18 protein-coding genes and 1 tRNA gene are annotated in these 26992 nt (G+C 41.3%); 5 read left to right on the forward strand and 14 right to left on the reverse strand.

Annotated elements, in window-relative coordinates:
* Positions 1 to 149: 149 nt before the first annotated feature.
* The 8 genes from O9316_RS09735 to O9316_RS09770 are packed head-to-tail and all read right to left on the reverse strand — an operon-like array spanning position 150 to position 11711.
* Positions 150 to 1946 carry a cbb3-type cytochrome c oxidase subunit I gene (locus O9316_RS09735; RefSeq protein ID WP_298203938.1) on the reverse strand — a complete coding sequence of 599 codons (1797 nt, stop codon included), beginning with the start codon at positions 1944 to 1946 and terminating at the stop codon, positions 150 to 152.
* A 31-nt stretch (positions 1947 to 1977) separates the two neighbouring features.
* On the reverse strand, positions 1978 to 3147 hold the full coding sequence (locus O9316_RS09740; RefSeq protein ID WP_298203939.1) for a cytochrome c oxidase subunit II: 1170 nt from the start codon (positions 3145 to 3147) through the stop codon (positions 1978 to 1980).
* A 19-nt stretch (positions 3148 to 3166) separates the two neighbouring features.
* The gene (locus O9316_RS09745) at positions 3167 to 4690 is read right to left on the reverse strand and encodes a quinol:cytochrome C oxidoreductase (RefSeq protein WP_298203940.1); all 1524 of its coding nucleotides are present in this window, start codon (positions 4688 to 4690) and stop codon (positions 3167 to 3169) included.
* 27 nt (positions 4691 to 4717) lie between these two features.
* The gene (locus O9316_RS09750) at positions 4718 to 5281 is read right to left on the reverse strand and encodes a cytochrome c (RefSeq protein WP_073363469.1); all 564 of its coding nucleotides are present in this window, start codon (positions 5279 to 5281) and stop codon (positions 4718 to 4720) included.
* Positions 5282 to 5285: 4 nt separating this feature from the next.
* Positions 5286 to 5813, reverse strand: a complete 528-nt coding sequence (locus tag O9316_RS09755) for a DUF3341 domain-containing protein (RefSeq protein ID WP_287784551.1) — start codon at positions 5811 to 5813, stop codon at positions 5286 to 5288.
* A gap of 8 nt (positions 5814 to 5821) precedes the next feature.
* Entirely contained in the window at positions 5822 to 7234 is a 1413-nt protein-coding gene (gene nrfD / locus O9316_RS09760; RefSeq protein ID WP_287784553.1) for an NrfD/PsrC family molybdoenzyme membrane anchor subunit, read from the reverse strand.
* A gap of 33 nt (positions 7235 to 7267) precedes the next feature.
* Entirely contained in the window at positions 7268 to 10321 is a 3054-nt protein-coding gene (locus O9316_RS09765) for a TAT-variant-translocated molybdopterin oxidoreductase (protein WP_298203941.1), read from the reverse strand.
* A 31-nt stretch (positions 10322 to 10352) separates the two neighbouring features.
* The gene (locus O9316_RS09770; RefSeq protein WP_298203942.1) at positions 10353 to 11711 is read right to left on the reverse strand and encodes a c-type cytochrome; all 1359 of its coding nucleotides are present in this window, start codon (positions 11709 to 11711) and stop codon (positions 10353 to 10355) included.
* A gap of 214 nt (positions 11712 to 11925) precedes the next feature.
* On the opposite strand from O9316_RS09770, the gene O9316_RS09775 reads away from it, so the two are divergent.
* Positions 11926 to 12318 (forward strand): SPOR domain-containing protein, encoded by a 393-nt coding sequence (locus tag O9316_RS09775; protein WP_298203943.1) that lies wholly within the window; start codon positions 11926 to 11928, stop codon positions 12316 to 12318.
* Positions 12319 to 12363: 45 nt separating this feature from the next.
* On the opposite strand, the gene infB is transcribed toward O9316_RS09775, so the two are convergent.
* The 3 genes from infB to rimP are packed head-to-tail and all read right to left on the reverse strand — an operon-like array spanning position 12364 to position 16850.
* Positions 12364 to 15081 (reverse strand): translation initiation factor IF-2, encoded by a 2718-nt coding sequence (gene infB, locus O9316_RS09780; protein WP_298203944.1) that lies wholly within the window; start codon positions 15079 to 15081, stop codon positions 12364 to 12366.
* A gap of 45 nt (positions 15082 to 15126) precedes the next feature.
* Positions 15127 to 16368 (reverse strand): transcription termination factor NusA, encoded by a 1242-nt coding sequence (gene nusA / locus O9316_RS09785; RefSeq protein WP_073363480.1) that lies wholly within the window; start codon positions 16366 to 16368, stop codon positions 15127 to 15129.
* A gap of 14 nt (positions 16369 to 16382) precedes the next feature.
* The gene (gene rimP, locus O9316_RS09790) at positions 16383 to 16850 is read right to left on the reverse strand and encodes a ribosome assembly cofactor RimP (RefSeq protein ID WP_298203945.1); all 468 of its coding nucleotides are present in this window, start codon (positions 16848 to 16850) and stop codon (positions 16383 to 16385) included.
* Positions 16851 to 17018: 168 nt separating this feature from the next.
* On the opposite strand from rimP, the gene O9316_RS09795 reads away from it, so the two are divergent.
* The gene (locus tag O9316_RS09795) at positions 17019 to 17843 is read left to right on the forward strand and encodes a universal stress protein (protein ID WP_298203946.1); all 825 of its coding nucleotides are present in this window, start codon (positions 17019 to 17021) and stop codon (positions 17841 to 17843) included.
* A 71-nt stretch (positions 17844 to 17914) separates the two neighbouring features.
* Here O9316_RS09795 and O9316_RS09800 read toward each other — a convergent pair.
* Positions 17915 to 17985, reverse strand: a tRNA-Gln gene (locus tag O9316_RS09800).
* 204 nt (positions 17986 to 18189) lie between these two features.
* Here O9316_RS09800 and O9316_RS09805 point away from each other — a divergent pair.
* Positions 18190 to 21390 carry a DUF2723 domain-containing protein gene (locus O9316_RS09805; RefSeq protein WP_298203947.1) on the forward strand — a complete coding sequence of 1067 codons (3201 nt, stop codon included), beginning with the start codon at positions 18190 to 18192 and terminating at the stop codon, positions 21388 to 21390.
* 48 nt (positions 21391 to 21438) lie between these two features.
* The gene (locus O9316_RS09810; protein WP_298203948.1) at positions 21439 to 22086 is read left to right on the forward strand and encodes a polysaccharide deacetylase family protein; all 648 of its coding nucleotides are present in this window, start codon (positions 21439 to 21441) and stop codon (positions 22084 to 22086) included.
* Here the strand turns inward: O9316_RS09810 and O9316_RS09815 are convergent.
* A complete protein-coding gene (locus O9316_RS09815; protein ID WP_073363488.1) occupies positions 22070 to 22366 on the reverse strand; it encodes a thioredoxin family protein in 297 nt (98 codons plus the stop codon). The genes O9316_RS09810 and O9316_RS09815 overlap by 17 nt on opposite strands.
* Before the next feature lie 75 nt (positions 22367 to 22441).
* On the reverse strand, positions 22442 to 23677 hold the full coding sequence (locus tag O9316_RS09820; protein WP_298203949.1) for a metallophosphoesterase: 1236 nt from the start codon (positions 23675 to 23677) through the stop codon (positions 22442 to 22444).
* A gap of 208 nt (positions 23678 to 23885) precedes the next feature.
* On the opposite strand from O9316_RS09820, the gene polA reads away from it, so the two are divergent.
* Complete coding sequence (gene polA / locus O9316_RS09825) at positions 23886 to 26735, forward strand: DNA polymerase I (protein ID WP_298203963.1); 2850 nt, start codon at positions 23886 to 23888, stop codon at positions 26733 to 26735.
* Positions 26736 to 26992: the final 257 nt, after the last annotated feature.

A 26992-nucleotide genomic window follows, 5' to 3' on the forward strand; every position in this document is an offset into this window, starting at 1 on the left:
AATGGCTTTAGCACACAACTTAAGAAAGAAAATTGCAGCTTAAAGGCAATTTTAAACTCATTTTAAAATAGTAAACTTTTGATGAAAGTTTAATCAAATAAAAAAACCGTCTCAAAATTTTAGTATTGAGACGGCTTCTTTGCGATATTTTAGTGATGAAGAACCTCTTCTCCCGGTTTCATTGGTACATTTTGAGGTACAAAATCATCGTCATGACCAGGCTTGCTGTAGTCATACGGCCAACGGTGTACTTCTGGAATTTCACCAGGCCAGTTTCCGTGAATATGTTCTACAGGCGCTGTCCACTCTAATGTGTTTGAACGCCATGGGTTCTGAGGTGCTTTTTCACCAAAGAAAATTGAACTAAAGAAGTTGTAGATAAACACCAATTGGAAGGCTCCACCGATCAAGGCAAACATTGTGATTACCACGTTTACATCTTGCATATCATCAAAGATAGGGAAGTTGGTGTTGGTATAGTAACGTCGAGGTAATCCAGCCATACCGATAAAGTGCATGGGGAAGAAAACGCCATAGGCACAGATAGCCGTTACCCAGAAGTGAACATACCCTAAATTTTTATTCAACATACGACCGTACATTCTTGGGAACCAATGGTAGATCCCTGCAAACATTCCGTACAATGCTGAGATACCCATTACCAAGTGGAAGTGAGCTACTACGAAGTACGTATCGTGAACGTTGATATCGAGGGTACTGTCTCCTAAGATAATACCCGTCAAACCACCTGTGATGAAAGTAGATACTAATCCGATAGAGAACAACATCGCTGGGTTCATTTGTAAGTTCCCTTTCCAAATGGTAGTAATGTAGTTAAATGCTTTTACCGCAGAGGGAATTGCAATCAACAAGGTTGTAAAAGTAAACACCGAACCAAGGAAGGGGTTCATTCCAGAAATGAACATGTGGTGACCCCAAACGATTGTAGATAAGAAAGCAATCGCTAAGATGGACATAATCATCGCACGGTATCCGAAGATAGGTTTACGTGCATTGGTTGCAATTACTTCGGAAGTAATCCCTAATGCAGGCAATAAAATAATGTATACTTCAGGGTGACCTAAGAACCAGAACAAGTGTTCAAACAATACTGGCGAACCTCCTTGATAATCTAGTACTTCACCGGCAAGGTAAATATCAGACAAAAAGAAAGAGGTTCCGAAACTACGGTCCATGATTAACAACAAAGCAGCCGATAAAAGTACAGGGAAAGATATAACCCCAATTACGGCTGTGATGAAGAAAGCCCAGATAGTTAACGGCATACGCGTCATGCTCATCCCTTTGGTACGAAGGTTCAATACAGTAACAATGTAGTTAAGGGAACCCAACAAGGAGGAAGCGATGAAAATTGCCATGGATACTAACCAAAGTGTCATCCCCAAACCTGAACCAGGAATCGCTTGGGGTAAGGCGCTCAATGGAGGATAGATAGTCCAACCCGCAGAAGCAGGACCTGACTCCACAAACAACGAAACGACCATGATCACACTGGAAAGGAAGAACAACCAATAGGAAACCATGTTAAGGAAACCTGAGGCCATATCACGCGCACCCAATTGTAATGGAATTAATAAGTTACTGAACGTACCACTCAAAGCGGCCGTTAATACGAAGAATACCATGATGGTACCATGAATGGTAATTAATGCGAGGTACGCTTCGTTGGTCATTACTCCATCGGGAGCCATACGCTCCCCGAGGAAAAACTTGAATACTTTGAAGGACTCTTCCGGCCATGCTAATTGCATACGGAACAAAAGAGACATACCCACCCCGATGATTCCCATGATGATACCTGTAAGTAGGTATTGCTTGGAAATCATTTTATGGTCAATACTGAAGATATACTTTGTAATGAAAGTATCCTTGTGGTGGTGATCATGTGCATGATCATCAATGTGAAGGTCGTGTGCGTGACTCATATCCTAGTAATATTATTTTTTAACTTTCTAATTATTTTGCTTGCGCTACTACCGTTGTATCGGGTTTGGTAGCGGTTGAATCTGATGGTGTTGCACCAGCAGCAGCGTCTGCATCTGCTTTAGCGGCATTTTTAACAGCTTGAACCAACGTAGTTTTTTCTTTTAACCACTTTTGGTAGTCTTGAGGTTCGTCTACGACCACTTTCATTTGCATGTTGTAGTGTGAAGAACCACAAATCTTGTTACAAAGAATAAGGTAATCAAACGTATAAGGGTCTAATCCTGTTTTCCCTTGTGCTTCTAATTCTTTACTCTTTTTGGTGCGAATTGCATTGATGTTATCCACTTTTGCAATCATTTCAGGCGTATCACGCATTTCTTGAGTAGTCATGATCGGTGTAAAAGCAAATTGCGTAACCATACCCGGCACACAGTTCATTTGCGCACGGAAGTGAGGCATGTACATCGAATGCAACACATCTTGGGAACGAATCTTGAAAATTACTTTTTTCCCTTTTGGAATGTGTAATTCTTCTGTAACAATATCATCTTGCGCATTGGGATCCGCTAAATCCACTCCAAGTGTATTTACACCTTCTATCAAACGAACGTTCGCTTTACCGAGAACATTATCTTCTCCTGCATAACGTGCAGTCCATTTGAATTGCTGAGCATAGACTTCAATTACGATTGGTTTTTCTTCTTTTTCATTGATAAACATGATATCGGTCCATGCATACAACCCGAAGAAAATTAAAACTGCCAAAACAATGGCTGGAATTGCGCTCCAAATAAATTCTAACTTATTATTGTCAGAGATGTAAGCGGCTACCTGTCCTTTTTTACCTGAATATTTATAGGCATAATAGTGAAGTAATGCTTGCGTCACCGTTTGAACGAAGAAAATCAAAATCATGGAAATCCACATCAATTGATCGACCTCGATACCATGCTCAGACGCTGAATTGCTCATCAAGGGGTAAGAACCATATTTCACGATACAGATAATGGTAATCAAATAGATGAACGCCAAAAATCCGAACATTAAGTAACCATTGACTCTATTGTCGTTATCACCCGCTACTTGTGAGGATTCATCAGTGGATTTTTTACCAATTTGTGTTAAGGCAAAAATCTTGCTCAACTGCCACAAGGCTACAGATAATAAAACTAAAACAAGAACTACTAATAAAGCTGTCATTTGTTCTTTTCTTTAAATATTAATAATGAAAATGTTTACTTTCTTCCATAAAAGGATTACGTTTTGGTGTAAGCGGCGCTTTGGTCAGCGCATTGAAAACCACCAAAATAAATAGACCTAAGAAGAACAATACCGAACTGATTTCGGAGACACCAATAAACCATTGGTCACCCACAGTAGCGGGCATAATCATATTGAAGAAATCAATATAATGTCCAAATAGAATTACAACACCAGCGGTAACTACAATTGGAGCTACACGTTTGAAATCAGTATTGATTAAGGTTAAGAACGGGAATACAAAATTTAATCCAACAGCCCCCCAGAATGGCAAGGTGTAATCGTTGATACGAGTTACAAAATAGGTTACCTCTTCAGGAATATTGGCATACCAAATCAACATGAATTGAGAGAACCACAAGTACGTCCAAAATACACTGATTCCGAACATGAATTTTGACAAGTCGTGAATATGACTTGAATTAACATATTCTAAATACCCTTTTGATTTTAAATACAAGGTTACCATTGAAATAGTTGTAATACCACTCACAAAGAAACTGGCAAATACATACCAACCAAACAGCGTACTAAACCAGTGTGGGTCTAAAGACATAATCCAGTCCCAAGCCATAATTGATTCCGATACAATGAAGAACACTAGGAAAGTAGCGGAAAGCTTGAAATTTTTCTTGTAGTAAGCATCATCAGAAGCTTCATCTTGAGCCAAACAGTTTTTGCGAGAGAAATAACGGTATAAGTTCCAACCCAACAAGAAAACAGTGGCACGGATAATCCAAAAACCAAAATTCAAATACCCCGATTTTCCTGCAATTAAAGCATCATAGTTTGGTGAACCGGGTTTGGTTACGCCATCCTCCATCCATGTAAACAAGTGATTCATGTGTAAACCAGAGGCTAGCAATAATCCGAAGAAAATAATAGAACCTACGGGTAGATAAGCGGTAATTCCTTGCATAACGCGGAACAATACCGGAGACCAACCGGCTTGTGCTACTTGCTGAATAGCATAGAAAGCTAAGGCTCCCATGGTTACCAATAAGAAAAAGATACACGCTACATACAACGCCGCCCATGGCTTGTTTTGTAATTGATGCATTACATGCTCAATATGTTCTTTGTGGGCTACCGCAGGATCGATATGTTTCTCTTTCTTGGGAACAATAGATAGCGTTTTTTTCGCAGTTGCAGGAGCTACAGGCTGTGCGATCGTATCGGATGCCGCTACATGTGTTGTATCATTTGAAACTGCATGCGCTTCCTCCGTTTTGTGAGTAGCTTCATGGTGCGCATCGGTTTTGGCAGCGTGAGCTTCATGGTTTGGAGTTGCATGGGTATCGTGAGAAGCAGCAGTGGCATGACCACCGTGTCCGCCATGACCCTCATGATGAGCCGCAGCAACAATTTTCTCAACATCTTCTATAGTTTTCGGAGTAGATAAAAACCCATATACGATACCTACCAATCCTAAGGCAATTAGAATGAAGGCCGAGGTTTTTAATCTTTGTGAAAATGTGTACATATCTATATTAATCTGATAATTCTACAATTATAATTTGCTTTTCAATTGCATCACATAATGCGATACCATCCAACGTTCTTCACGGTTCAACTGATTGGCATACGATCCCATTGAGTTTAAGCCGTACATTAAAACGTGGTTCACGCTTCCTTCGGTGATTTGGCGATCTTTGTAATTAGGTACCCCTAAGTATTTTCCTTGCGTCACCAATTTTCCTTTACCGTCTCCAGCCGTTCCGTGACAAATAGCACAATAAATCACATACAATTCTTCTGCTTTTTTCATGTCGATTTTATCCGCTGGAAAAGGGTTTACTACAGCTTTGGAAGCTTCATATCCCTCTGTTGAATTGGGTAATTCATAAGGAACATGACCTCTTTTGATGGTTCCATCGGGTGGAATCTGTCCTTCTTTTCCATTTTCACTTTTCGCATTGACTGAATTGAAAGCATCCGACTCAGCATAGGTTTCGTAAGCCACCGATTCATACATGTTGGGCATGTATTGGTAATTCGGTGATTTATCGTCTTTACAAGCTGTGAATAAAGCTACAGCTCCAAACATCATGGCTATTTTTAAACTATTCTTCATGGTCTTAATGCTTTTCAATAACTTTAACTTCTACAGCACCTGTATTTTTGAAGAAAGCTACCATTGCTTCTTCATCGCCAGAAACCGATACTTCCATCAAAAAGTGATCGTCTGTAGTACGTACATCTGGATTTTCAGCTTTTTTGAAAGGCCATAAACGGCTTCTCATATAAAAAGTAATTACCATCAAGTGAGCGGCAAAAAACACCGTCATCTCAAACATTACGGGAACAAAAGCCGGCATGTTTTGAAGGTAACTGAAACTTGGTTTTCCACCGATATCTTGAGGCCAATCATTAATCATGATATTCCACATCATCCAAGTGGCAACTGAAATACCAATACATCCATAAATGAAAGCGCAAATGGCCAAACGAGTGGGTGCTAATCCCATTGCTTTATCCAAACCGTGCACCGGAAAGGGAGTAAATACTTCTTCTATATGATGATGTGCTTTACGGGTTTGCTTTACAGCATCCATCAATACATCGTCATCGTTATATAGTGCGTGAATAACTTTTGTACTGCTCATGACGTTTATTAATGATTATCTGAATGATGATTATGTCCTTCTTTTTCACGGGCTCTCTTGTAATTATCTCCAGAAGATTTCAAAATTGTTTTCACCTCTGCTTGTGCAATCACTGGGAATGAACGAGCATACAATAAAAACAAGACGAAGAAGAATCCGATAGTTCCAATATAGATACCGATATCAACAAAAGTGGGTGAAAATTTTGTCCAAGAAGAGGGTAAGTAGTCGCGGTGTAATGAAGTTACGATAATTACGAAACGCTCAAACCACATCCCAATATTTACGACAATCGAAATGATGAAGGAGAACATGATGCTTGTACGCAATTTTTTAAACCACATAAACTGAGGTGAAAATACGTTACACGTCATCATCAACCAGTAGGACCAAGCATAGGGTCCAGTAGCACGGTTTAAGAAAGCATATTGCTCATACTCAACTCCTGAATACCAAGCTACAAATAACTCGGTGATATAGGCTACCCCTACAATCGAACCTGTAATCATAATAATAATGTTCATCAATTCGATGTGTTGTAGGGTAATGTAAGCTTCTAGATTCGAAACTTTACGCATTACTATTAGAAGCGTATTTACCATGGCAAATCCTGAGAAAACCGCACCAGCAACAAAGTAAGGTGGGAAAATCGTGGTATGCCATCCGGGAACTACCGAAGTAGCAAAGTCAAAGGATACAATGGTGTGTACAGAAAGTACCAAAGGAGTTGCTAAACCGGCCAATACTAAAGAAACTTCTTCAAAACGTTGCCAATCTTTGGCGCGACCGCTCCAACCGAAACTTAATATAGAATAAACTCGCTTTGAAAAAGGCGTTACGGCACGGTCACGAAGCATTGCAAAGTCGGGTAATAACCCTGTCCACCAAAACACCAAAGAAACGGAAAGGTAGGTTGAAATTGCAAATACGTCCCATAGGAGGGGGGAGTTAAAATTCACCCACAACGAACCAAATTGGTTAGGAATAGGCAATACCCAATAAGCTAACCAAGGTCTACCCATGTGAATAATGGGAAATAAACCTGCTTGAACAACCGAGAAAATGGTCATGGCTTCTGCAGAACGGTTAATCGCCATTCTCCAACGCTGACGGAAAAGTAAAAGTACAGCAGAAATCAAGGTTCCAGCGTGACCAATACCTACCCACCAAACGAAGTTGGTAATATCCCAAGCCCAACCTACTGTTTTGTTGAGACCCCAGGTTCCGATACCGGTTGAAATGGTATAGATGATACAGCCTATTCCCCAAAGGAAGGCGGCCAAAGCGATTGAAAAAACGGTCCACCATTGTTTGTTGGCTCTTCCTTCTACAGGAGCAGCAACATCAACAGTTACATCGTGATAAGTTTTATCACCTATAACTAATGGCTTTCTAATGGGTGCTTCGTAATGAGACGACATAATCCTATATAGTGTTTCTTATTAAATTATTGATTAGGTATTTCTAACTTTTACGTGATAGAAAACATTAGGTTTCGTACCCACATGCTCCAATAAATGGTACATACGGTTGCTTTCAGCCAGTTGAGCTACTTCACTTTCCTTATTGTTTACATCGCCAAACACCATAGCACCCGTGCTACAGGCCGCCGAACAAGCCGTTTCAAATTCGTTAGCTTCAACAGGTCTTCCTTCACGTTTTGCCGTTAAAATAGTCAACTGTGTTTTCTGAATACACATCGAACATTTTTCCATAACCCCACGCGAGCGAACGTTCACATCCGGATTCACTACCATACGACCTAAATCATCATTCATGTGGAAATTAAATTCATCGTTGTGGTTGTATAAGAACCAGTTGAAACGACGCACTTTATACGGACAGTTGTTGGCACAATAACGTGTTCCTACACAACGGTTGTATGCCATTTGGTTTTGACCTTGACGACCGTGTGAAGTGGCCGCTACGGGACAAACCGTTTCGCAAGGCGCATGGTTACAGTGCTGACACATGATGGGTTGGAAGACTACCTGAGGATTCTCAGCTGGGTTTTCCATTTGGCCAAATCCGCCTAACGAACCTTTTTCTCCAAATAATCCGTCAAAATCTTTCTTCTTAGCTACATCATCAGCAAACGTTTCCTCAGACGAATAGTAACGGTCAATACGCAACCAGTGCATATCACGGCTTCTTCTTACTTCTGATTTACCCACTACAGGGACGTTATTTTCAGCATGACACGCAATTACACAGGCTCCACAACCCGTACAACTGTTTAAGTCAATTGATAAATTGAAGTGGTGACCAATCGAACGATCGAAAGATTCCCATAAGTCTACTTTCGTAGCTTCAATTTCTTTGTGATCTAGCGAAACTACAGGAACGGGATTCCAAATCTCTGCATCTTTCGTGTTAAAAATTTCTAACGTTGTTTCTTTAACGATATCGCCGCGGCCCATTAAAGTTTTGTGCGACTGAACACAAGCAAATTCGTGTTCTCCGGATTCAGCAGTAATTTCTACCGACTGAACATCAGTAAAGTTTTTATATAAAGTATAGGCGTTAACCCCTACTTGCATTTCTTCTTTTAAAGCCGCTTTACGCCCGTATCCAAACGCTAAACCAAAAGTCCCTTTGGCTTGACCGGGTTGAACGATAACTGGTACATTTTTAACTGTAGTTCCATTTACCGTTAACGTAACATAACTACCATTTAACCCTCCGTTAGCAACAATATTGTTACCTACTTTCAACGCATCAGCATCGGCTTGTGAAAGTGTTAGATAGTTATCCCAAGAAACTCGAGTAATAGGGTCTGGGAATTCTTGCAACCATGGGTTGTTCGCTTGTTGTCCGTCACCCATACCTGTTTTTGAATACAACACCAACTCGTATTTGGAACCTTTAGAGGCGGCTAAAGCTGACGCTGCTGCTGTATAATCAGCAGTTCCACCAACCAAATTACCGGCACCATATACCGTTAGACCATCATGAAGCGCTTGGTTCCAAGTTGAACTACCTGAAAATCCTGCAGCACCTGCTTTAATATAGTCATAATACGTTCCAGCCACACCATTCCAAGTCATTAATGCTTCTTGGAATTGTTTGGTATTGAATAAAGGACGAATCGTAGGCTGGGTCAACGAATAAGAACCTTTCGTCAACACATGATCATTCCAAGACTCTAAATAATGAGGAGCTGCGGCTGCAATAGTTGTTTTTAAAGCCGTTTCGTCTTCACGTTGCGTGAAACTAACAGACAATTTTACTTTACCAAGGGCATTAGCAAAAGCTTCCCCGTCAGCAAGGGTATACACCGGATTCACACCACTCATAATGAGCGTATGAACAGCACCTGCAGCCATATCTTTTAACAATTGAGCTACTTGAGCATTGCTTCCTTTGCGAACATAACGAACTCCTGCCTGTGCTAACGCTTCACTTTTTAATACTTGATTGATAGCAAATACTAAAAGTTGTGCATTTTTATCTTGAATGCCTGACACTAAAAGTCCCTTAGAACCCGCTTGTTTTAATTGTTCAGCGGCTTTAGCAATAACAGCATCATGCGCTGTCTTCGCAGTGCCTATTGAAGAACCTGTTAAAGCATTATAAATTTTTACTAAAGCTTGTTTTTGATCCGCAACGGTCATTGGAACGCGTTTGTCAGCTGCCGCTCCAGACAAGGTCATATTGGCTTCAAATTGGAAATGTTTGGACATTTTTCCGTTCTGAGGTACACGCCCTTGTGCGTAACTGCTATCGTATCCACCTCCTTGCCAATCGCCGAGGAAGTCAGCTCCGATTGAGACAATCATGGCCGCTTTTGAGAAGTCATAATCCGCAAGCCCTCGCTCACCATAAACGGTTTCGAATGCATCCAAAGCCGCAGACTCTGAAATGGCGTCATACACCACATGCTTCGCTGTTGGGTTTTTACCAATGAAATCTGCAATCAAACGCTCGGTAGATGGACTTGCTAAAGTAGATGTCAACAACACAACTTGTTTTCCAGAGGCCTTTGCTTCAGCCAAAGAGGCTTTTACACGTGCATTTACATCCGACCAAGAAGCATTCTTCCCTTCTATTTTCGGATTTTGTAAACGCAAACTGTCATACAAAGACAATACAGAGGCGTGCGCGCGAGCGTTGGCAGCAAATTTTGCTCCTGTCAAACGATTGTTTTCAACTTTGATGGGTCGACCCTCACGTGTTTTGATCAATAAGTTGGCAAAATCAAAACCATCAAACATCGTGGTAGCATAGTAATCCGCTACACCAGGAATGATTGTTTCTGGCTGCACCACATAAGGAATTGATTTATGCACAGGTCCTTCACACGCCGCTAAAGTAGCTGCAGCGGTAGAAAAACCAACATATTTTAAGAAATCACGACGGGAAGTTGATGAAGAAGATAAAGATTCGTCGGATAAAAACGCATCGGTTGGAATTTCTTCCACGAATTCATTATTTCTAAGCGTCTCAACAATAGAACTATTTTCGTTTAGTTCTTCAACACTTTTCCAGTATTTTTTGTTAGATGACATCGTATATAAATATTAGCTTCTTAATAATTGATTAATAGTGACACTTACCACATTCCAAACCACCCATATCGGCGATGGTTAGCTTCTCTTTTCCATATTTTTTGGAAAGTTCAGCATGTATTTTCTCATAGTAAGCGTTGCCTTCCATTTTCACCTCAGTCTCACGGTGGCAGTTAATACACCAGCCCATGGTTAACGGAGCAAATTGCTTCTGAATCTCGTAAGTTTCTACAGGCCCGTGACATTTTTGACATTCAATACCCGCTACAGTAACGTGTTGAGAGTGGTTGAAGTAAGCAAAGTCGGGCAAATTGTGGATACGCACCCATTTTACAGGTTTTGTTTTTCCAGTGTACGATTGAGTAGATTTATCCCAACCTACAGCATCATAAAGTTTTTGAATTTGGGCGTCGTAGAATGCTTTGGAGTATTCTGCTGTAGCAGTAGTGTCTGAAACCTCAGAAATATTCTTGTGGCAGTTCATACAAATGTTTAATGAAGGAATGCCACCGTTTTTACTTACACGCGCAGCCGAGTGACAATATTTACAATCGATTCCATTGCTACCTGCGTGAATACGATGCGAATAGTGGATGGGCTGAATAGGCGCATAATCTTGATCTACACCTATTTGCATTAAATAGCCATAAGCAAAATAACCACTGGCTAAGAGTAAAAATATTGAAGTAACTAAAACTAAAAATTGGTTTTGTGCAAAAGCTTTCCAAATAGAAAGAGGATTTGTAGTTCGTACGGGAATTTCGACACCGTTAGATTTTGCGATTTTGGTTAACACATTGTTGACCAATAACAACATCACCACCAACATCAACATCACCAAGGCCAAAGCTCCTAAAATCACTTCATTTGAAATTCCTCCTTCTGCACCACCGCCTCCTTGGCCTGCTGGACCTACAGCACCCGCTACTGGTGCCGGAGCTTCCGGTTTTGGTTCAGACGTGTACGCCAAAATGTTGTCGATATCAGCATCGGTCAAATTCGGGAATGCGGTCATTACCTTTTTACCGTTTTCCTCAAAAACCTTCACCGCTTGCGCATCGCCAGAAGCAATCAAAGCCGAACTGTTTTTAATCCATTTGTACAACCATGCTTTATCATACTTATTGGCTACCCCACGAAGTGCAGGTCCCGTCATGGGCTTATCTAAATTGTGACAAGCAGCACAGTTGGTGTTAAACAATTCCTTCCCTTTGGCCACATCGCCACCTGCTGAAGCTGCTGGAGCCGCTGCCGCTGCATCTGCGGGGGCTGCTGCTGGAGCCGCTGGAGCGGGGTCTTGAGCAAAAGTAGAGAGTGAAAACGTTAGCATTAATGCTAACCCGAAGGAATACATTTTTGAAATCGAATTATGGTTACCCACTTTTTTCATATTATTAATGATTATCGACGTTTTGGCATAGTTTTTTGAAGGTATTTCAAGAGGAAACTACACACTTTTTTAAAAACTTGAGCAAAAATACGATTTATGCACTATTATCAAAACCTAAAAAGAATGTAAAATAACAATTTATAACAATTCTAAATAATAAAAATTTAGCGTAAATAAAAGGATACTCTTACATTTGCATATAAATCAAAAGATTATGAAACTAAGGCTTCAAAAACCTGTGGAAAAGTGGCTTTTTTTAGGGTTGTTTTTTTTAAATTTTAACACCCTTTTTAGTCAACAAGTTACTGTTGAACAAGACCCTAAATTTGAACAGCTATTGGCTGAGAAAAGAAAAATAAATGCGGCAATTACGGTGAATAATCGCTACAAAATTCAGCTATTTAGTGGCGCCAGTGAAGATGCCAAAAAAATGTTGGCTTTGTTTCGAAAAGACAACAAACACTATGATGCCACTATCGTCTTTAGTACCCCTATCTATAAGGTTTGGGTAGGGAATTTTAAAAGTCGAATTGAAGCCGAAAGAAACCTGATTCTCCTTAAAAAAAAATACCCCAACGCCTTGGTGGTAAAACCCAATAGAGCATAAAAAAAGCGGTTCAGATGAACCGCTTTTTATATATCAAATTGTCAATTATTTCAATTTCTTGCGAACCTCAACCTCATGGTACGCTTCGATGATATCATTGATTTGAATATCGTTGTAGTTTTTTATTTGAATACCACAATCATATCCTTTTGACACTTCTTTTACGTCGTCTTTAAAACGTTTTAATGCCGTAAGTTCACCCGTAAAAATTACAACACCCTCACGAATCAATCGAATACGTGAGTTACGGAATATTTTACCATCGGTAACCATACATCCGGCAATAGTGCCCACTTTGGATATTTTGAAGGTCTCGCGAATTTCTGCATTCCCCGTGATTTCTTCTTTCATCTCGGGGGACAACATACCTTCCATCGCATCTTTCAAATCATCGATCGCATCGTAAATGATCGAATAATTACGGATATCAATCTCTTCTTTTTCCGCCAACTGTTTGGCAGCCCCCGCGGGACGTACGTTAAATCCGATGATGATAGCATCAGAAGCTGAAGCCAACATTACGTCAGACTCTGTAATCGCTCCGACTCCTTTGTGGATGATATTGATTTGAATTTCTTCGGTAGATAATTTGGAGAATGAATCGGATAAGGCTTCTACTGAACCATCCACGTCACCTTTCAAAATCACGTTTAATTCTTTAAACTGACCTAAGGCAATACGACGTCCAATTTCGGCCAACGTAATATGTTTTTGCGTACGAACCGATTGTTCCCGTAAAAGTTGTGTGCGCTTGGCTGCAATTTGCTTCGCTTCGCGTTCGTCTTCAAACACGTTGAATTTATCCCCTGCGGTGGGAGCACCGTCCAAACCTAAAATAGAAACGGGTGTGGAAGGACCTGCCACTTTAATACTGTGACCGCGCTCATCGTACATCGCTTTTACTTTTCCATGGTTTTTACCCGCCAATACATAATCGCCCACGCGCAAGGTTCCGGCTTGTACCAAAATGGTTGTAACATAACCACGACCTTTATCCAATTGGGCTTCCACAACCGTACCCATAGCTGGTTTGTTGGGATTGGCTTTTAAATCTAAAATTTCAGCCTCCAAAAGTACTTTTTCCAACAATTCATTAACCCCTTGCCCAAACTTCGCGGAGATTTCATGCGATTGGTATTTTCCACCCCAATCTTCTACCAACAAGTTCATTTGAGCCAATTGCTCTTTAATACGTTCGGGATTAGCCGCTGGCTTATCTACTTTATTAATGGCAAAAATCATAGGAACTCCCGCAGCTTGTGCGTGGCTAATTGCCTCCTTGGTTTGAGGCATGATATCGTCATCGGCAGCACACACAATAATGGCCACGTCGGTGACTTGAGCACCTCGGGCACGCATGGCCGTAAAAGCCTCGTGACCGGGTGTATCTAAAAATGTAATGCGTTTACCGTTTTCTAACGTTACCGCATACGCTCCGATATGCTGTGTAATTCCACCGGATTCTCCAGCAATTACATTGGTTTTACGAATGTTATCCAACAACGAAGTCTTTCCATGGTCAACGTGACCCATCACCGTAACAATAGGAGCACGGGATTTCAAATCTTCTTCGCGGTCTTCAACCACTTTGATTGTTTCTTCAATTTCGGTAGAGATAAACTCCACTTCAAATCCGAATTCATCCGCTACAATGGTCAAGGTTTCTGCATCAAGACGTTGGTTCATGGTTACCATGATTCCCAACGACATACAGGTTCCAATCACTTTTGTAATCGGCACATCCATCATACTCGCAATCTCCCCTACCGTTACAAACTCGGTTACTTTAAGGATTTTACTTCCTTCCTCCAACGCTTGTAATTCATCTTCATTACGTTGACGGTGGGTATCGCGTTTTTCACGACGGTATTTTGCCGCTTTTGATTTATTTCCTTTTCCTTGAAGGCGCTCCAAGGTCTCTTTAATTTGATTTTTAACTTCTTCCTCTGTAGGTTCTACTTTTTGAACAACAGCAGGTCGATTGTTTCCTTTTTGGAAACCAGGTTTATTCCCAAACTTCGAATTGCCCCCTTTGTTGGCGTTACCTCCCGCATTGGGATTGCCTCCACCAGGACGGGCATCGGGTTTGGCTTGAATTCGTTTGCGTTTGTTTTTGCCTTCCCCTTCTTTGGCACCCTCTTCTTTCTTCTTTTTGGGCTTTTCAAATTTGGTCAAGTCAATTTTCTCACCCGCTACAACCGGACCTGTCAACTTCGTGTAAATCGTTTTATACGTATCATCTTGTCCCTCAACAGGAGCTGGCGCAGGAGCCGGAGTTGCTACTTTGGGAGCGGCTTCTTGCGGTTGCTCTTTCGCAACGGGAGCCACCTCGGCAGGTTTATCAACCGGTTCTGGAGTTGGCGTTGGAGCTGGAGCAGGAGCTGCTACGGGAGCTGGCTTGGGCTCTAAATCAATTTTGCCTACGGGCTTGGGCCCTGTGACTACAGCTTTTGCCTTAATTACTTCTTGTCGCTGACGTTCTTCTTCTTGACGCTTTTTCTCTTCCATTTCACGTTCACGTTCTAAACGCAACGCTTCTTTTTCTTTACGAATTTCTTCGCTAACGCCTTTGGACGCTTCTTTGTTTCCGCGATCTCCTGCAAATTGATTTTGAAGAATATCAAATTCAACGGCAGAAATTTTGGCATTTGGATTCGAATCGATAGAGATTCCTTTTTCTTTAAGGAAGTCCACGGCACGGTCCAGAGAAATATTTAATTCCCGTAAAACTTTGTTAATTCGTATATTTCTTTCGTCAGACATATAGTGTAATTAAGTTCTGTATTCTTTTGTAAATGTAGGTATTATTTAGTCTTCAAACTCCTCTTTTAGAATACGCATCACCTCAAGGATGGTTTCTTCTTCTAAATCGGTTCTTCGGGCTAAATCGGCTACATCTTGTTTCAGGATGCTTTTGGCCGTATCCAATCCGATTTTGGCAAACTCATCGATGATCCATCCATCGATTTCATCTGAGAATTCGGTCAATTCAACATCATCATCTTCGGTTGCGCTTCCCTCGCGAATGACATCCAATTCAAAGCCGGTCAACAAACTAGCCAATTTAATATTTTGTCCTCCACGACCAATCGCTTTGGAAACTTCTTCTAATTTTAAGAAAACTTCTGCCGACTTACGGGCTTCATCCAACTTGATGGAAGAAACTTTTGCAGGACTCAACGCTCTTGAAATCAACAAGGAAGGGTTGGTTGTAAAGTTAATTACGTCAATATTTTCGTTGCCTAACTCCCGTACAATACCGTGAATGCGGGATCCTTTCATCCCTACACACGCTCCTACGGGATCAATGCGATCATCATAGGAATCAACCGCTACTTTGGCTTTCTCTCCTGGGATACGCACCACTTTTTTAATCATAATCAAACCGTCAAATACCTCAGGAATTTCTTGTTCAAACAATTTTTCCAAGAATTTTTCGGAAGTACGCGACATGACAATTTGCGGCTTATTGCCTTTGAGCTCCACACTTTCGATAATTCCTTTGACATTATCGCCTTTGCGGAAAAAGTCGGAAGGAATTTGTTTTTCTTTGGGCAAAACAATTTCATTGCCATCATCATCAACCAAAATCACCACTTTGGGACGCACATGGTGTACCTCAGCCGTGTAAATTTCTCCAATAATATCTTTAAACTGCTTGTACAAGTTGGTATTATCGTGCTCGTGGATTTTTGAAATTAAGTTTTGACGCAAGGCCAAAATCGCTCGACGACCTAAGTCAATCAATTTCACTTCTTCCGAAACGTCTTCGCCCACTTCAAAATCGGGCTCAATCTTGCGGGCTTCCGAAAGAGAAATCTGTGAATTAGAATCTTCGACATCACCATCGGCCACTACAACGCGATTTCTCCAGATTTCCATATCCCCTTTGTCGGGGTTGATAATGATATCAAAATTGTCATCAGAACCATATTTCTTTTTTAAAGCGTTACGAAAAACATCCTCAAGGATGGCCATCAAGGTAACACGATCGATTAATTTGTCATCTTTAAACTCAGAAAATGATTCTATTAATGCAAGATTTTCCATTATATAATGATTTATTAGAATTTTATTGTAACCACTGCTTCTTTGATTTGGGCATAGGGAATTTCCATTGCTTTTTGGACCGTTTCCTTCCCTTTTCCAATTTTTTTCGGCTCACGAGCTTCCCAAGAAAGTGTTATTTTCTCCTCATCTGCGGCCGTTAAAACCGCTTCAATCACAGTGCCTTCTGTTGTTTTTACTATCAACCAACGCCCCACGTTGTTTTGGTATTGACGCACTAATTTTAAAGGCGATCCCACACCGGCCGACGCAACATCCAATGAAAAGTCGACTTCCTCCCGATCCAAATGATGCTCAATGGCGCGACTGATATCCATACAGTCCTGCAAGGTCACTCCATTATCGCCGTCCAAAGTTACACTAATTTTGTAACTATCTGAAATCGAAACATCTATTAAAAACAAGTGCGGCTTCTCGGCTAACCCTTGCTCCAACAACTGCATTACTTTTTCTTTGAAGGTCATCTTTTGTTATAAAAAGAGGGAAGCCCTGCTTCCCTCATTATGCATCATTCGTTAAACAACGGTGCAAATATAGGTTTTTTTTATTTTAGAAAAACAGCAAGGGTTGATATTTTTTTTGTACTTTTATACATGTAAATAAATAAACAAAAACCATAATAATACCTAACAATGAAAAAAATTCTTATCCCTACGGATTTTTCAGAACACGCCGAATACGCCTTAAAAGTTGCAGCTCAAATAGCGCGCAAAAACAACGGTGAAATTATTTTATTACACATGTTGGAATTGCCACATGAAGGAAGCGATGCGATTAGCAAAGGCCATGATATTCCCGAATTAATGTTTTTCAAAAATGCTGCAATTAACAAATTGGAAGAAATCATGGATTCTCCCTATTTGGACGGAATCAATGTTTCGGAAGTAATCCAGTTTGAAATGGCTTTTGAAGGTATATTAAATATCAGCCGTTTAAACAATGTCGACTTAATCGTCATGGGCTCTCATGGCGCAAGTGGCTACAAAGAAATGTTTATCGGTTCTAATGCGGAAAAAGTGGTGCGCAATGCCGAAGTACCCGTATTGATTATTAAAAAGGATATGGGCGAATTCAATGTAGACAAATTTGTTTTCGCTTCTGATTTCTATGACGAAACCCGTCAACCCTTTACCAAAGCGGTAGAGTTTGCTAATAAATTTGGCGCTACCCTGCACTTGGTCATGATTAACACGCCCAACAACTTTAAATCAACTTCCACCGCTCAAGGCATCATTGATGGCTTTGTCCGTAATTTCCAAATCAACAATTACGTTACCCATATTTACAATGAAACCAATGTGGAAAAAGGGATTTTGAACTTTGCCAACAGTATTGACGCTGATCTCATCGGAATGAGCACTCACGGTCGAAAAGGACTAGCGCACTTCTTTAACGGAAGTATTAGTGAAGACCTCGTCAACCACGCGCAACGCCCTGTAGTGACGTTTAAAATCTAAATTCACAAAAAGTCTGGTTCTCCATGGCTTTTGGCATAACAAAAAAACCCGACAGTACGTCGGGTTTTTTGTTGGTCTACAAGGATTCGAACCTTGAATGACTGAACCAAAATCAGTAGTGTTACCGTTACACCATAGACCAATAATGCGGGTGCAAATTTATGGCTTTTTTTTATTTAAGCAAACGTTTTGCATTTTTTTAAGTTCTTTTTTTTGGCTACATACGAAAACGCATCCCCGTGCGTTAGGGGAAAGCATGTAAATCAGTTTTTTAGAATTTTTTGTTAACCCATGGAGCAATACACAAAAAAATAGTTTCTTTGCACCATAATACTTAAACCATACTATGACGCCTTTTGACTTTAAAAAGTGGAACAACATTCTAGGTTGGACAGCTTTTGCTATCGCTTTACTTTGTTACAGCCTTACCGTAGAACCCACCATGAGTTTTTGGGATTGCGGCGAATACATTGCTACTGCAGCCAACTTAGAAGTGGGTCACCCTCCTGGAGCACCGCTTTTTCAAATGTTGGGCGCCTTTTTTGCCCTTTTTGCAGTGAGTCCCGACAAAGTAGCGCTCATGGTTAATATGCTCTCGGTATTTTCGAGTGCCTTTACCATTTTATTTCTTTTTTGGTCTTCCACCCTGCTCTTGCAAAAAATAGTCAGTCGTTATACCTCACTTCACGAAACCAATTGTAAAGTAATTTTAGGCGCCTCACTCGTGGGAGCGCTAACCTTCACCTTTTCTGATAGTTTTTGGTTTAATGCTGTCGAAGCCGAGGTATATGCCATGGCCATGTTTATGATTGCCCTTTTGTTATGGCTCGGATTGCGTTGGGAAGCCGACATGGACAAACCCCAGGGAAATCGATGGTTATTGTTAATTAGTTTAATGATTGGACTCTCCTTTGGCGTTCACTTCATGGCGTTGTTGACCTTGCCTTCTATCGGATTTTTGTATTTCTTTAAAAAATACCCTAAGGTGACCGTTAAGAGTTTTATCATGGCCAACATCATCATTATTGCCATCTTATTATTCATTTTTAAACTCCTACTCCCTTATACTTTAGCGTTCTTTGCGAAAACAGAAATCTTTATGGTCAATTCTTTCGGATTGCCATTTAATTCTGGAACACTTATCGCCTTTTTGGCTATTGTTGGATTCTTCTATTTTGCGCTGGACTATACCCGTAAAAAAGAAATGCCTGCGGTCAATACGGCTTTGTTGTGCATCCTGTTTGTTTTAGTAGGTTTTTCTACCTGGTTAATGCTTCCCGTGCGTGCCAATGCAAATACCCCGATCAATGAAAACAAACCCTCTGATGCCGCCGAAGTACTCGCGTATTACAACCGTGAACAATACGGATACAATCCGCTCTTTTACGGACCACAATACACCGATATGTTTGCGGGTGCCGACGAGGAGGAACCCTATTTGGATAAAAAACCAAACTATGAGCGCGATGAAAAAACAGGCAAATATGTGATTGTCAACAATTACGAAAAAGCCGAGCAAAACTCCAACAGCAAGCACCGCGCCGTCCTCCCTCGCTTGTGGAGCAACGACAATGTAAAAGGATACATGAACTTTGTTGGGGTTCCAAAGTTTACCATCAAGCCCGAATTTGTCGACAATCAAGAATTAGTAGAAGAAGTCGCTGCTTTTCGTCAAGCGTACAATCAAAAACGATTGGACAATGAAGACTACATCAGCTTCTTAAAATACTACAGCGAATACATTGAGGTGGAAAAACCAACGTTTTGGCAAAACATTAGCTTTATGGTCGAATACCAATTTGGCTATATGTATGGCCGCTATTTGCTCTGGAACTTTGTAGGACGCCAAAACGACAATCAAGGGCGCTACGACAACCTCGATGGCAATTGGATGTCGGGCATAAAGGCGATTGACGAAATGCATTTGGGTTCGCAAGACAATTTACCCGACGATGTCAAAAACAATAAAGGGCGTAATTTCTATTATTTCTTACCCTTCTTTTTGGGCTTGCTTGGACTGATGTACCATGCCCAAAGGGATCTAAAATCGTTCTACGTATTGCTTACCTTATTTTTATTTACAGGGTTGGCCTTAAAAATCTATTTGAACGAGCGTCCCTTCGAACCCCGTGAACGCGATTATGCGTTGGTAGGCTCTTTCTTTGTGTTTGCAATTTGGGTTGGATTTGGCGTATTTGCCCTCTATGAAATGATCGCAGAGAAAATCAATGCCAAAACGGCGGCTTGGTCGGCCATTGCCGTATCCTTGTTGGTGTCCCCCATTTTGATGGCCAAAGAAAATTGGGATGATCATGACCGTTCCAACCGGTATACAGCTATTGCAATGGCGAAAAACTACTTGGACTCGTGCGATAAAAATGCTATTTTATTTACTATTGGAGACAACGACACCTTCCCGCTTTGGTATGCGCAAGAAATTGAAGGATACCGCACCGATGTTCGCATTGTGAATACAAGTTTGTTAATGACCGATTGGTACATTGATCAAATGAAGCAAAAAACCAATCTCTCGGATGGGTTACCGATTTCCTTCTCGCACAGCCAAATAGTAGCCGACAACCGCGATGTGATTTTATTCCATAAGCAAACCGAAAACCGTTGGAACTTAAAAGACTTTATCGAATTTGCGAAAAGCGAAGACACCCTAACCACCATTGAAATGCAAAGTGGCCACCGTCTTCATTTCTTCCCGACCAATAAAGTCCGCATTCCTGTGGATAAAACTACCATCTTGAAACATAAAATAGTCAATGCCAAACATGCCGATTCTATAGTCCCCTACATCGATTTGGACATCAAAGGAGGGGCGTTATACAAAAACCGTTTGATTATGTTGGACATTCTTAACAATAACAATTGGAAACGTCCGATTTATTTCAGCCCCGGAAGTTTTGGGGATGACGATTATTTGTGGATGAAAGATTTCTTGCAATTGGACGGTATGGTGTACAAATTAGTGCCAATCAAAACACCGGTGATTGAAGAAAATTATCCCGACATGGGGCAATTGGACACCGATAAGATGTATAAACTGATTATGAATTGGAAATGGGGTAATGGCGAACGGACGGACATTTACCACGATCCCGAAACCCGTCGTAACTGTATTTCCTACCGTGGCAATATGGCGCGAACCATGGATGCACTGATCGCTGAAGGTCGTATTCCCGAAGCGAAAAAAATTATCGAACTCGCCCTAGATAAAATGCCTTTGGACTATTACGGCTATTATTTAACGCTAGAACCTTTTGCCAATGGCTATTATAAAGTGGGTGAAAAAGAAAAAGCCCGCGCGTTAATGACCCAACTTTTTGCAAAATACCAACAAGAATTGTTGTACTACACGACGTTCTCCCCTGCTGACAAATCATTTATGGGGAACGACATCGTATCGGCAATTGAACGATACCGCAGCTTGCTTCGCGTAAGCAAGAAAAATGGCGACATTGACTTCTATCAAAAAAATCGCCAGGCCTTCAATCAATACAATGCCCGATTCCCGCAATTCGACCGCGAAAAAGAATAACGTAAAATGCTCCGTAATAGGAGCATTTTTTTTTGCGATATTGCAGCCATGATGCGATGGATAAAAACCCCGTTTTGGATAAAAAAATGCACCCCCAATTTGGTTTGGGACATTCCGCAAACCGAACGGGTAGTGTACCTCACTTTTGATGATGGGCCAACGCCCGAAATCACCCCATGGGTGCTGGAAACGTTGGACGCCTATCATTTTAAAGCTACTTTTTTTCTGATTGGAAATAATGTCGCGCAGTATCCTGATATTGCCCAATCCTTGATCAAAAAAGGCCATGGCATCGGAAACCATACCTACCATCATCGCAACAGTTGGCATACATCGCGTGTGGCCTATCTTGACGACATAACAGCGTGTTCAAAGACTATGGAAACCCATTTGGGGCGAACTCCTATCCTTTTTCGGCCTCCTTACGGCAAATTAAAATTGGGGCAACCCAAACAACTCCGTGACCAAAATTTAATTCCTGTAATGTGGGATGTTCTCACCTACGATTGGGATAGCAATACAACTCCTGAAACTTGCCTAAAAAGCATTACCGAAAACGTACAACCGGGGAGTATTATCGTTTTTCATGACAGCAAAAAAGCCTTTGGCAACCTGAAAACAGTATTACCAAAGGCTTTAGCCTATCTTACAGCGCAAGGATATCGCGGGGAAATCCTTCCTAAATCTGATCTTTAACCAATGCAATCAAGGAGTTGGCATCCAATTCTCCGGACTGACGCCATACCATTTGACCGTTTTTATAAATCATTAACGTGGGAACCCCTTTAATACGAAGGGCTTCTGCTAGCTCTTGATTTTTATCCACATCAATTTTAATCACTTTTGCCTTATCGCCTAAGGCCGCAGCAACATCGCGAATCACCGGATGCATAGAAACAGAAGATTCGTTCCATTCGGTGTAAAAGTCGATTAAAACAGGGACTTGTGCGTTGATAAGTTCTCCAAATTTCGACATACAATCAATCGGTATTTAGCATTCTTTACCCAAAGTAAAGAAAAATTAGATTACAAAGGTACTATTTTTAACAAATTATGCGACAGGACGTCCTTTTTTTAGTGTAAGCACTGTGATTTCAGGCATAATTCCTACGCGCCCTGGGTAGGCATGAAATCCAAAACCGCGATTTACGTACAAATAGCGCCCCGCGTCTTCATACAACCCTGCCCATTGTTTGTACACATATTGCACGGGAGACCATTTGATAAACCCAGGGATTTCAATACCAAATTGCAACCCGTGAGTATGCCCCGATAACGTGAGATGGTATAACTCAGGCTGCGATTTTACTTCTACCTCCCAATGGCTGGGATCATGACTCATTAAAATTTTAAACGCATTAGGATCCAATCCGGCGGAGGCCTTGGCTAAATCACCTGCCTTTTTAAATTTCACTCCCCAATTTTCGACGCCAACCAAAGCGAGTGCCGAGGCCCCTTTTTGAATTTGTACGTGCTCGTTGCGGAGGAGTTTAAAATCTATTTGTCGATGCAAATCGATGATGTCTTTAAAATTTTGCTCTTTTTCAGCCGCAGTATTCCACTCGATATATTCGCCATAGTCGTGGTTTCCTAACACCGAGTATTTTCCATAGGGATGGGATTTAATCTTCGAAAACAAATCAACCCAAGGATGCATCTCTGTGGCATGCGTATTAACAATATCGCCTGTAAACAAGAGCATATCCGACGCTTGCGCATTAATCATCTCGATAGCATAGGCGATTTTTTCAGGATCGTCAAAACTTCCGCTATGGATGTCTGAAATTTGGGTAAAGGTAAATCCGTCGAAATCGTCGGGCAAATCGTCAAAATACAAGGTTTCTTTGCGCACTTTAAAATTGTACTTCCCTTTGGTCATACCATACACCAAAGACAAAAAAGGAACCGCTGCCAACCCGATAGCCAATTGACTTACAAACTTGCGGCGGGCAGGAATATACGATTCTTCAGCATCGTATTGTACAAAGAAATTTTTAGCCCCCAATACAAGGCGAAACATATCTTCGGCTAAAAGCACCAAAACCATGATCAACTTGGGAACCAATACCAACAATAACAACCCAATGGTCAACATCGTCATGGGCGTTTGTCCCACTTTTCGATCAAATTTGGTGAATTGATAAAATACAAAAAACAAAGTCCCCAACGACACCGCTAGGTAGGTCCATTGCACCCATTTGGTTTTGGTTACCGTTCGAACCGCTTGAAAGGCATACACTTCAATAAGCGTTAGCAGGACCAAAAGAATAAACAATCGAAATGTCATATACGATTTTAAAGCGCAAAGGTATTGTAGGTCAGTACAAGTCCGCGTTAAATTTAAGGAAATTTTAACCCCTGTTGCCATCACTTTATTGAGCATTTGTTTCAAAAACAAGTAAAAGGGAAATTTCAACCTTCCGCCTTAGATTTCAACTTGAATCCTTACATTTGAAGACCCACTCTAATCCAACAAGAATGGGTCTAAATGTGTTATTATGGAACAAAAACGCTTATTCCTCCTCGATGCCTACGCCCTTATTTTTCGGGGCTATTATGCCTTTATTAAAAATCCGCGCATCAACTCCAAAGGAATGGATACCTCAGCCATTATGGGTTTTATGAACTCCCTCATGGATGTGATCAAACGGGAAAAACCCGATCATTTGGCCGTAGCTTTCGACAAAGGGGGGAGCGATTACCGTTTGGAAATGTTTACCGAATACAAGGCCAACCGCGATGAAACGCCAGAAGCTATTAAAATTGCCGTGCCCTACATTCAAGCGTTACTCCAAGCCATGCACATTCCAATTATCGAAAAAGCAGGTTTTGAAGCCGACGACTTGATCGGGACGTTAGCCAAAAAAGCCGAGAAAAAAGGCTACAAAGTATATATGGTGACTCCCGATAAAGACTTTGGGCAATTGGTTTCGGAAAATATATTTATGTACCGACCCGCCCGAATGGGGAATGATATTGAAATCTGGGGGGTGGAAGAAGTCAAACAAAAATTTGAAATCAACGACCCGCTACAAGTGATTGACTTCCTCGGCATGATGGGCGATGCAGTCGACAACATTCCCGGACTTCCCGGAGTGGGTGAAAAAACAGCAAAAAAACTATTGGCTGAATTTGGCTCTATGGAAAATCTCCTGGCTAATACCGACCAACTAAAAGGCGCTTTAAAAGACAAAATTGAAGCCCACAAAGAACAAGGGCTGCTTTCCAAAAAATTGGCGACCATCTTATTGGATTGTCCTGTCGAATTTGACGAAAAAGCCTTTGAATTGACGCGCCCCGATGTTGAAAAAACCGATGCCTTGTTTCAGGAATTGGAGTTTCGCCAAATGAAAGCGCAGTTTGATAAGCTTTTTGGACAAGGAAATGAATACGACGCTATTGACACAAGCAATGCTGCTGCTGAAACAGTTGCCGCCAAAAAACCGACGCCAAAGAGAACCCCCGAAAATCAAATGGACTTGTTTGGGTTTGCAGATGACGACGAAACATCCCAAACCCCCACAACCTATGCCACCTTGCAAACGACACCGCACCTGTATCAAATCGTGCAAGGCGACTTTCCAATGCAATTGTTGTTGCAAAATTTAGGGAAACAAACCGCAGTCTGCTTTGATACCGAGACTACCGGAATTGATGCAAAGAATGCCGAATTGGTTGGAATTTCTTTCTCTTGGGAAAAAGGAAAAGCCTACTACGTTCCCGTTCCCGAAAACCCTGAGGAAGCTCAAAAAATCGCTACCCAACTCCGTCCCTTTTTTGAAAATGAAGCCATTGAAAAAATTGGTCAAAACTTAAAATACGATTTAAAAGTATTGGCCAATTATGGAATTGCTGTGCGTGGACCGCTTTTTGACACGATGATTGCGCATTACCTCATCAATCCCGACATGCGCCACAATATGGATGTTTTGAGCGAAACGTATTTACACTATGCCCCGCAGTCTATTGAAACCTTGATTGGGAAAAAAGGCAAAAACCAACAGTCCATGCGCAACGTGCCCCTTGAGGCCATCAAAGAATACGCCGGCGAGGATGCCGATGTGACTTGGCAACTCAAAACGCATTTTCAACCCATACTCGAACGTGTGGGAACCAAAAAGCTCTTTGACGAAATTGAAATTCCCTTGGTGCACGTTTTAGCCGATATGGAACGGGAAGGCATTCGCTTGGATGTCCCCTACCTGCAATCGATGTCGGCCGATATGGCACTTGAAATTCAAGCTTTGGAACAAAAAATATATGCTTCCGCAGGCACTACCTTCAATTTGGCATCCCCAAAACAATTGGGCGATATTTTGTTTGATAAAATGAAAATTGGTGGGCAAAAACAAAAGAAAACCAAAACCGGACAATACGCTACTGGAGAAGAAGTCTTGAGTTATCTAGCCAACGAACACCAAATTGTTCGCGATATTTTAGAATGGCGCCAATTGGTCAAATTGCAAAGTACGTATGTCGAAGCTTTGCCGCTACAAGTCGATGCCAAAACCCAACGGGTGCATACCGATTATATGCAAACGGTAGCCAGCACCGGACGATTGAGTTCAAACAATCCCAACCTGCAAAACATTCCGATACGTACCGAACGGGGCCGTCAAATTCGCAAAGCCTTTGTGGCAAAAAACGACGATTATGTTTTGCTTTCTGCCGACTATTCCCAAATCGAATTACGGATTATAGCCGCATTGAGTGGCGAAGAAAACATGATTAAAGCCTTTCAAAACAAAGAGGACATTCACCGCAGTACCGCCGCCAAAGTATTTCAAGTCGCCCTAGAAGAGGTTACCAAAGAGCAACGCAGCAATGCCAAAACCGTCAATTTCGGCATCATCTATGGCGTGTCAGCCTTCGGACTATCCAATCAAACGAGTCTCTCGCGGAGCGAAAGTGCCGCCCTCATTGAGGCCTATTACCAAACCTATCCGAAGTTGAAATCGTATATGCAAAACCAAGTCGATTTTGCACGGGAAAACGGATATGTCGAAACGATTTCGGGGCGACGTCGCTATTTAAAAGACATCAATTCGGCCAATGCCGTAGTACGAGGTGCTGCTGAACGCAATGCCGTAAACGCCCCCATTCAAGGGTCGGCGGCCGATATCATTAAAATTGCGATGATCAATATTCACCGAAAACTAACCACCGAAAATTGGCAGTCCAAAATGTTGTTGCAAGTGCATGACGAATTGGTGTTTGATGTACATCGCGCTGAACTAGAAGCCATTCAAAAAATGATCAAACACGAAATGGAACACGCCTTCCCTATGGCCGTTCCGCTTGATGTTGAAATGGGCTTTGGCGCAAATTGGCTGGAAGCGCATTAGTAGTGCGCAGTGTTCAGTATTCAGTATACAGTATACAGTATACAGTATACAGTATACAGTATACAGTATACAGTGAACAGTGAACAGTGAACAGTATACAGTGAACAGTATCAAATAAAAGAAGCCGTCTCAATACTAAAATTTTGAGACGGTTTTTTTATTTGATTAAACTTTCATCAAAAGTTTACTATTTTAAAATGAGTTTAAAATTGCCTTTAAGCTGCAATTTTCTTTCTTAAGTTGTGTGCTAAAGCCAT

The organism is Flavobacterium sp., from assembly GCF_027533505.1.
Lineage (GTDB): Bacteria > Bacteroidota > Bacteroidia > Flavobacteriales > Flavobacteriaceae > Flavobacterium.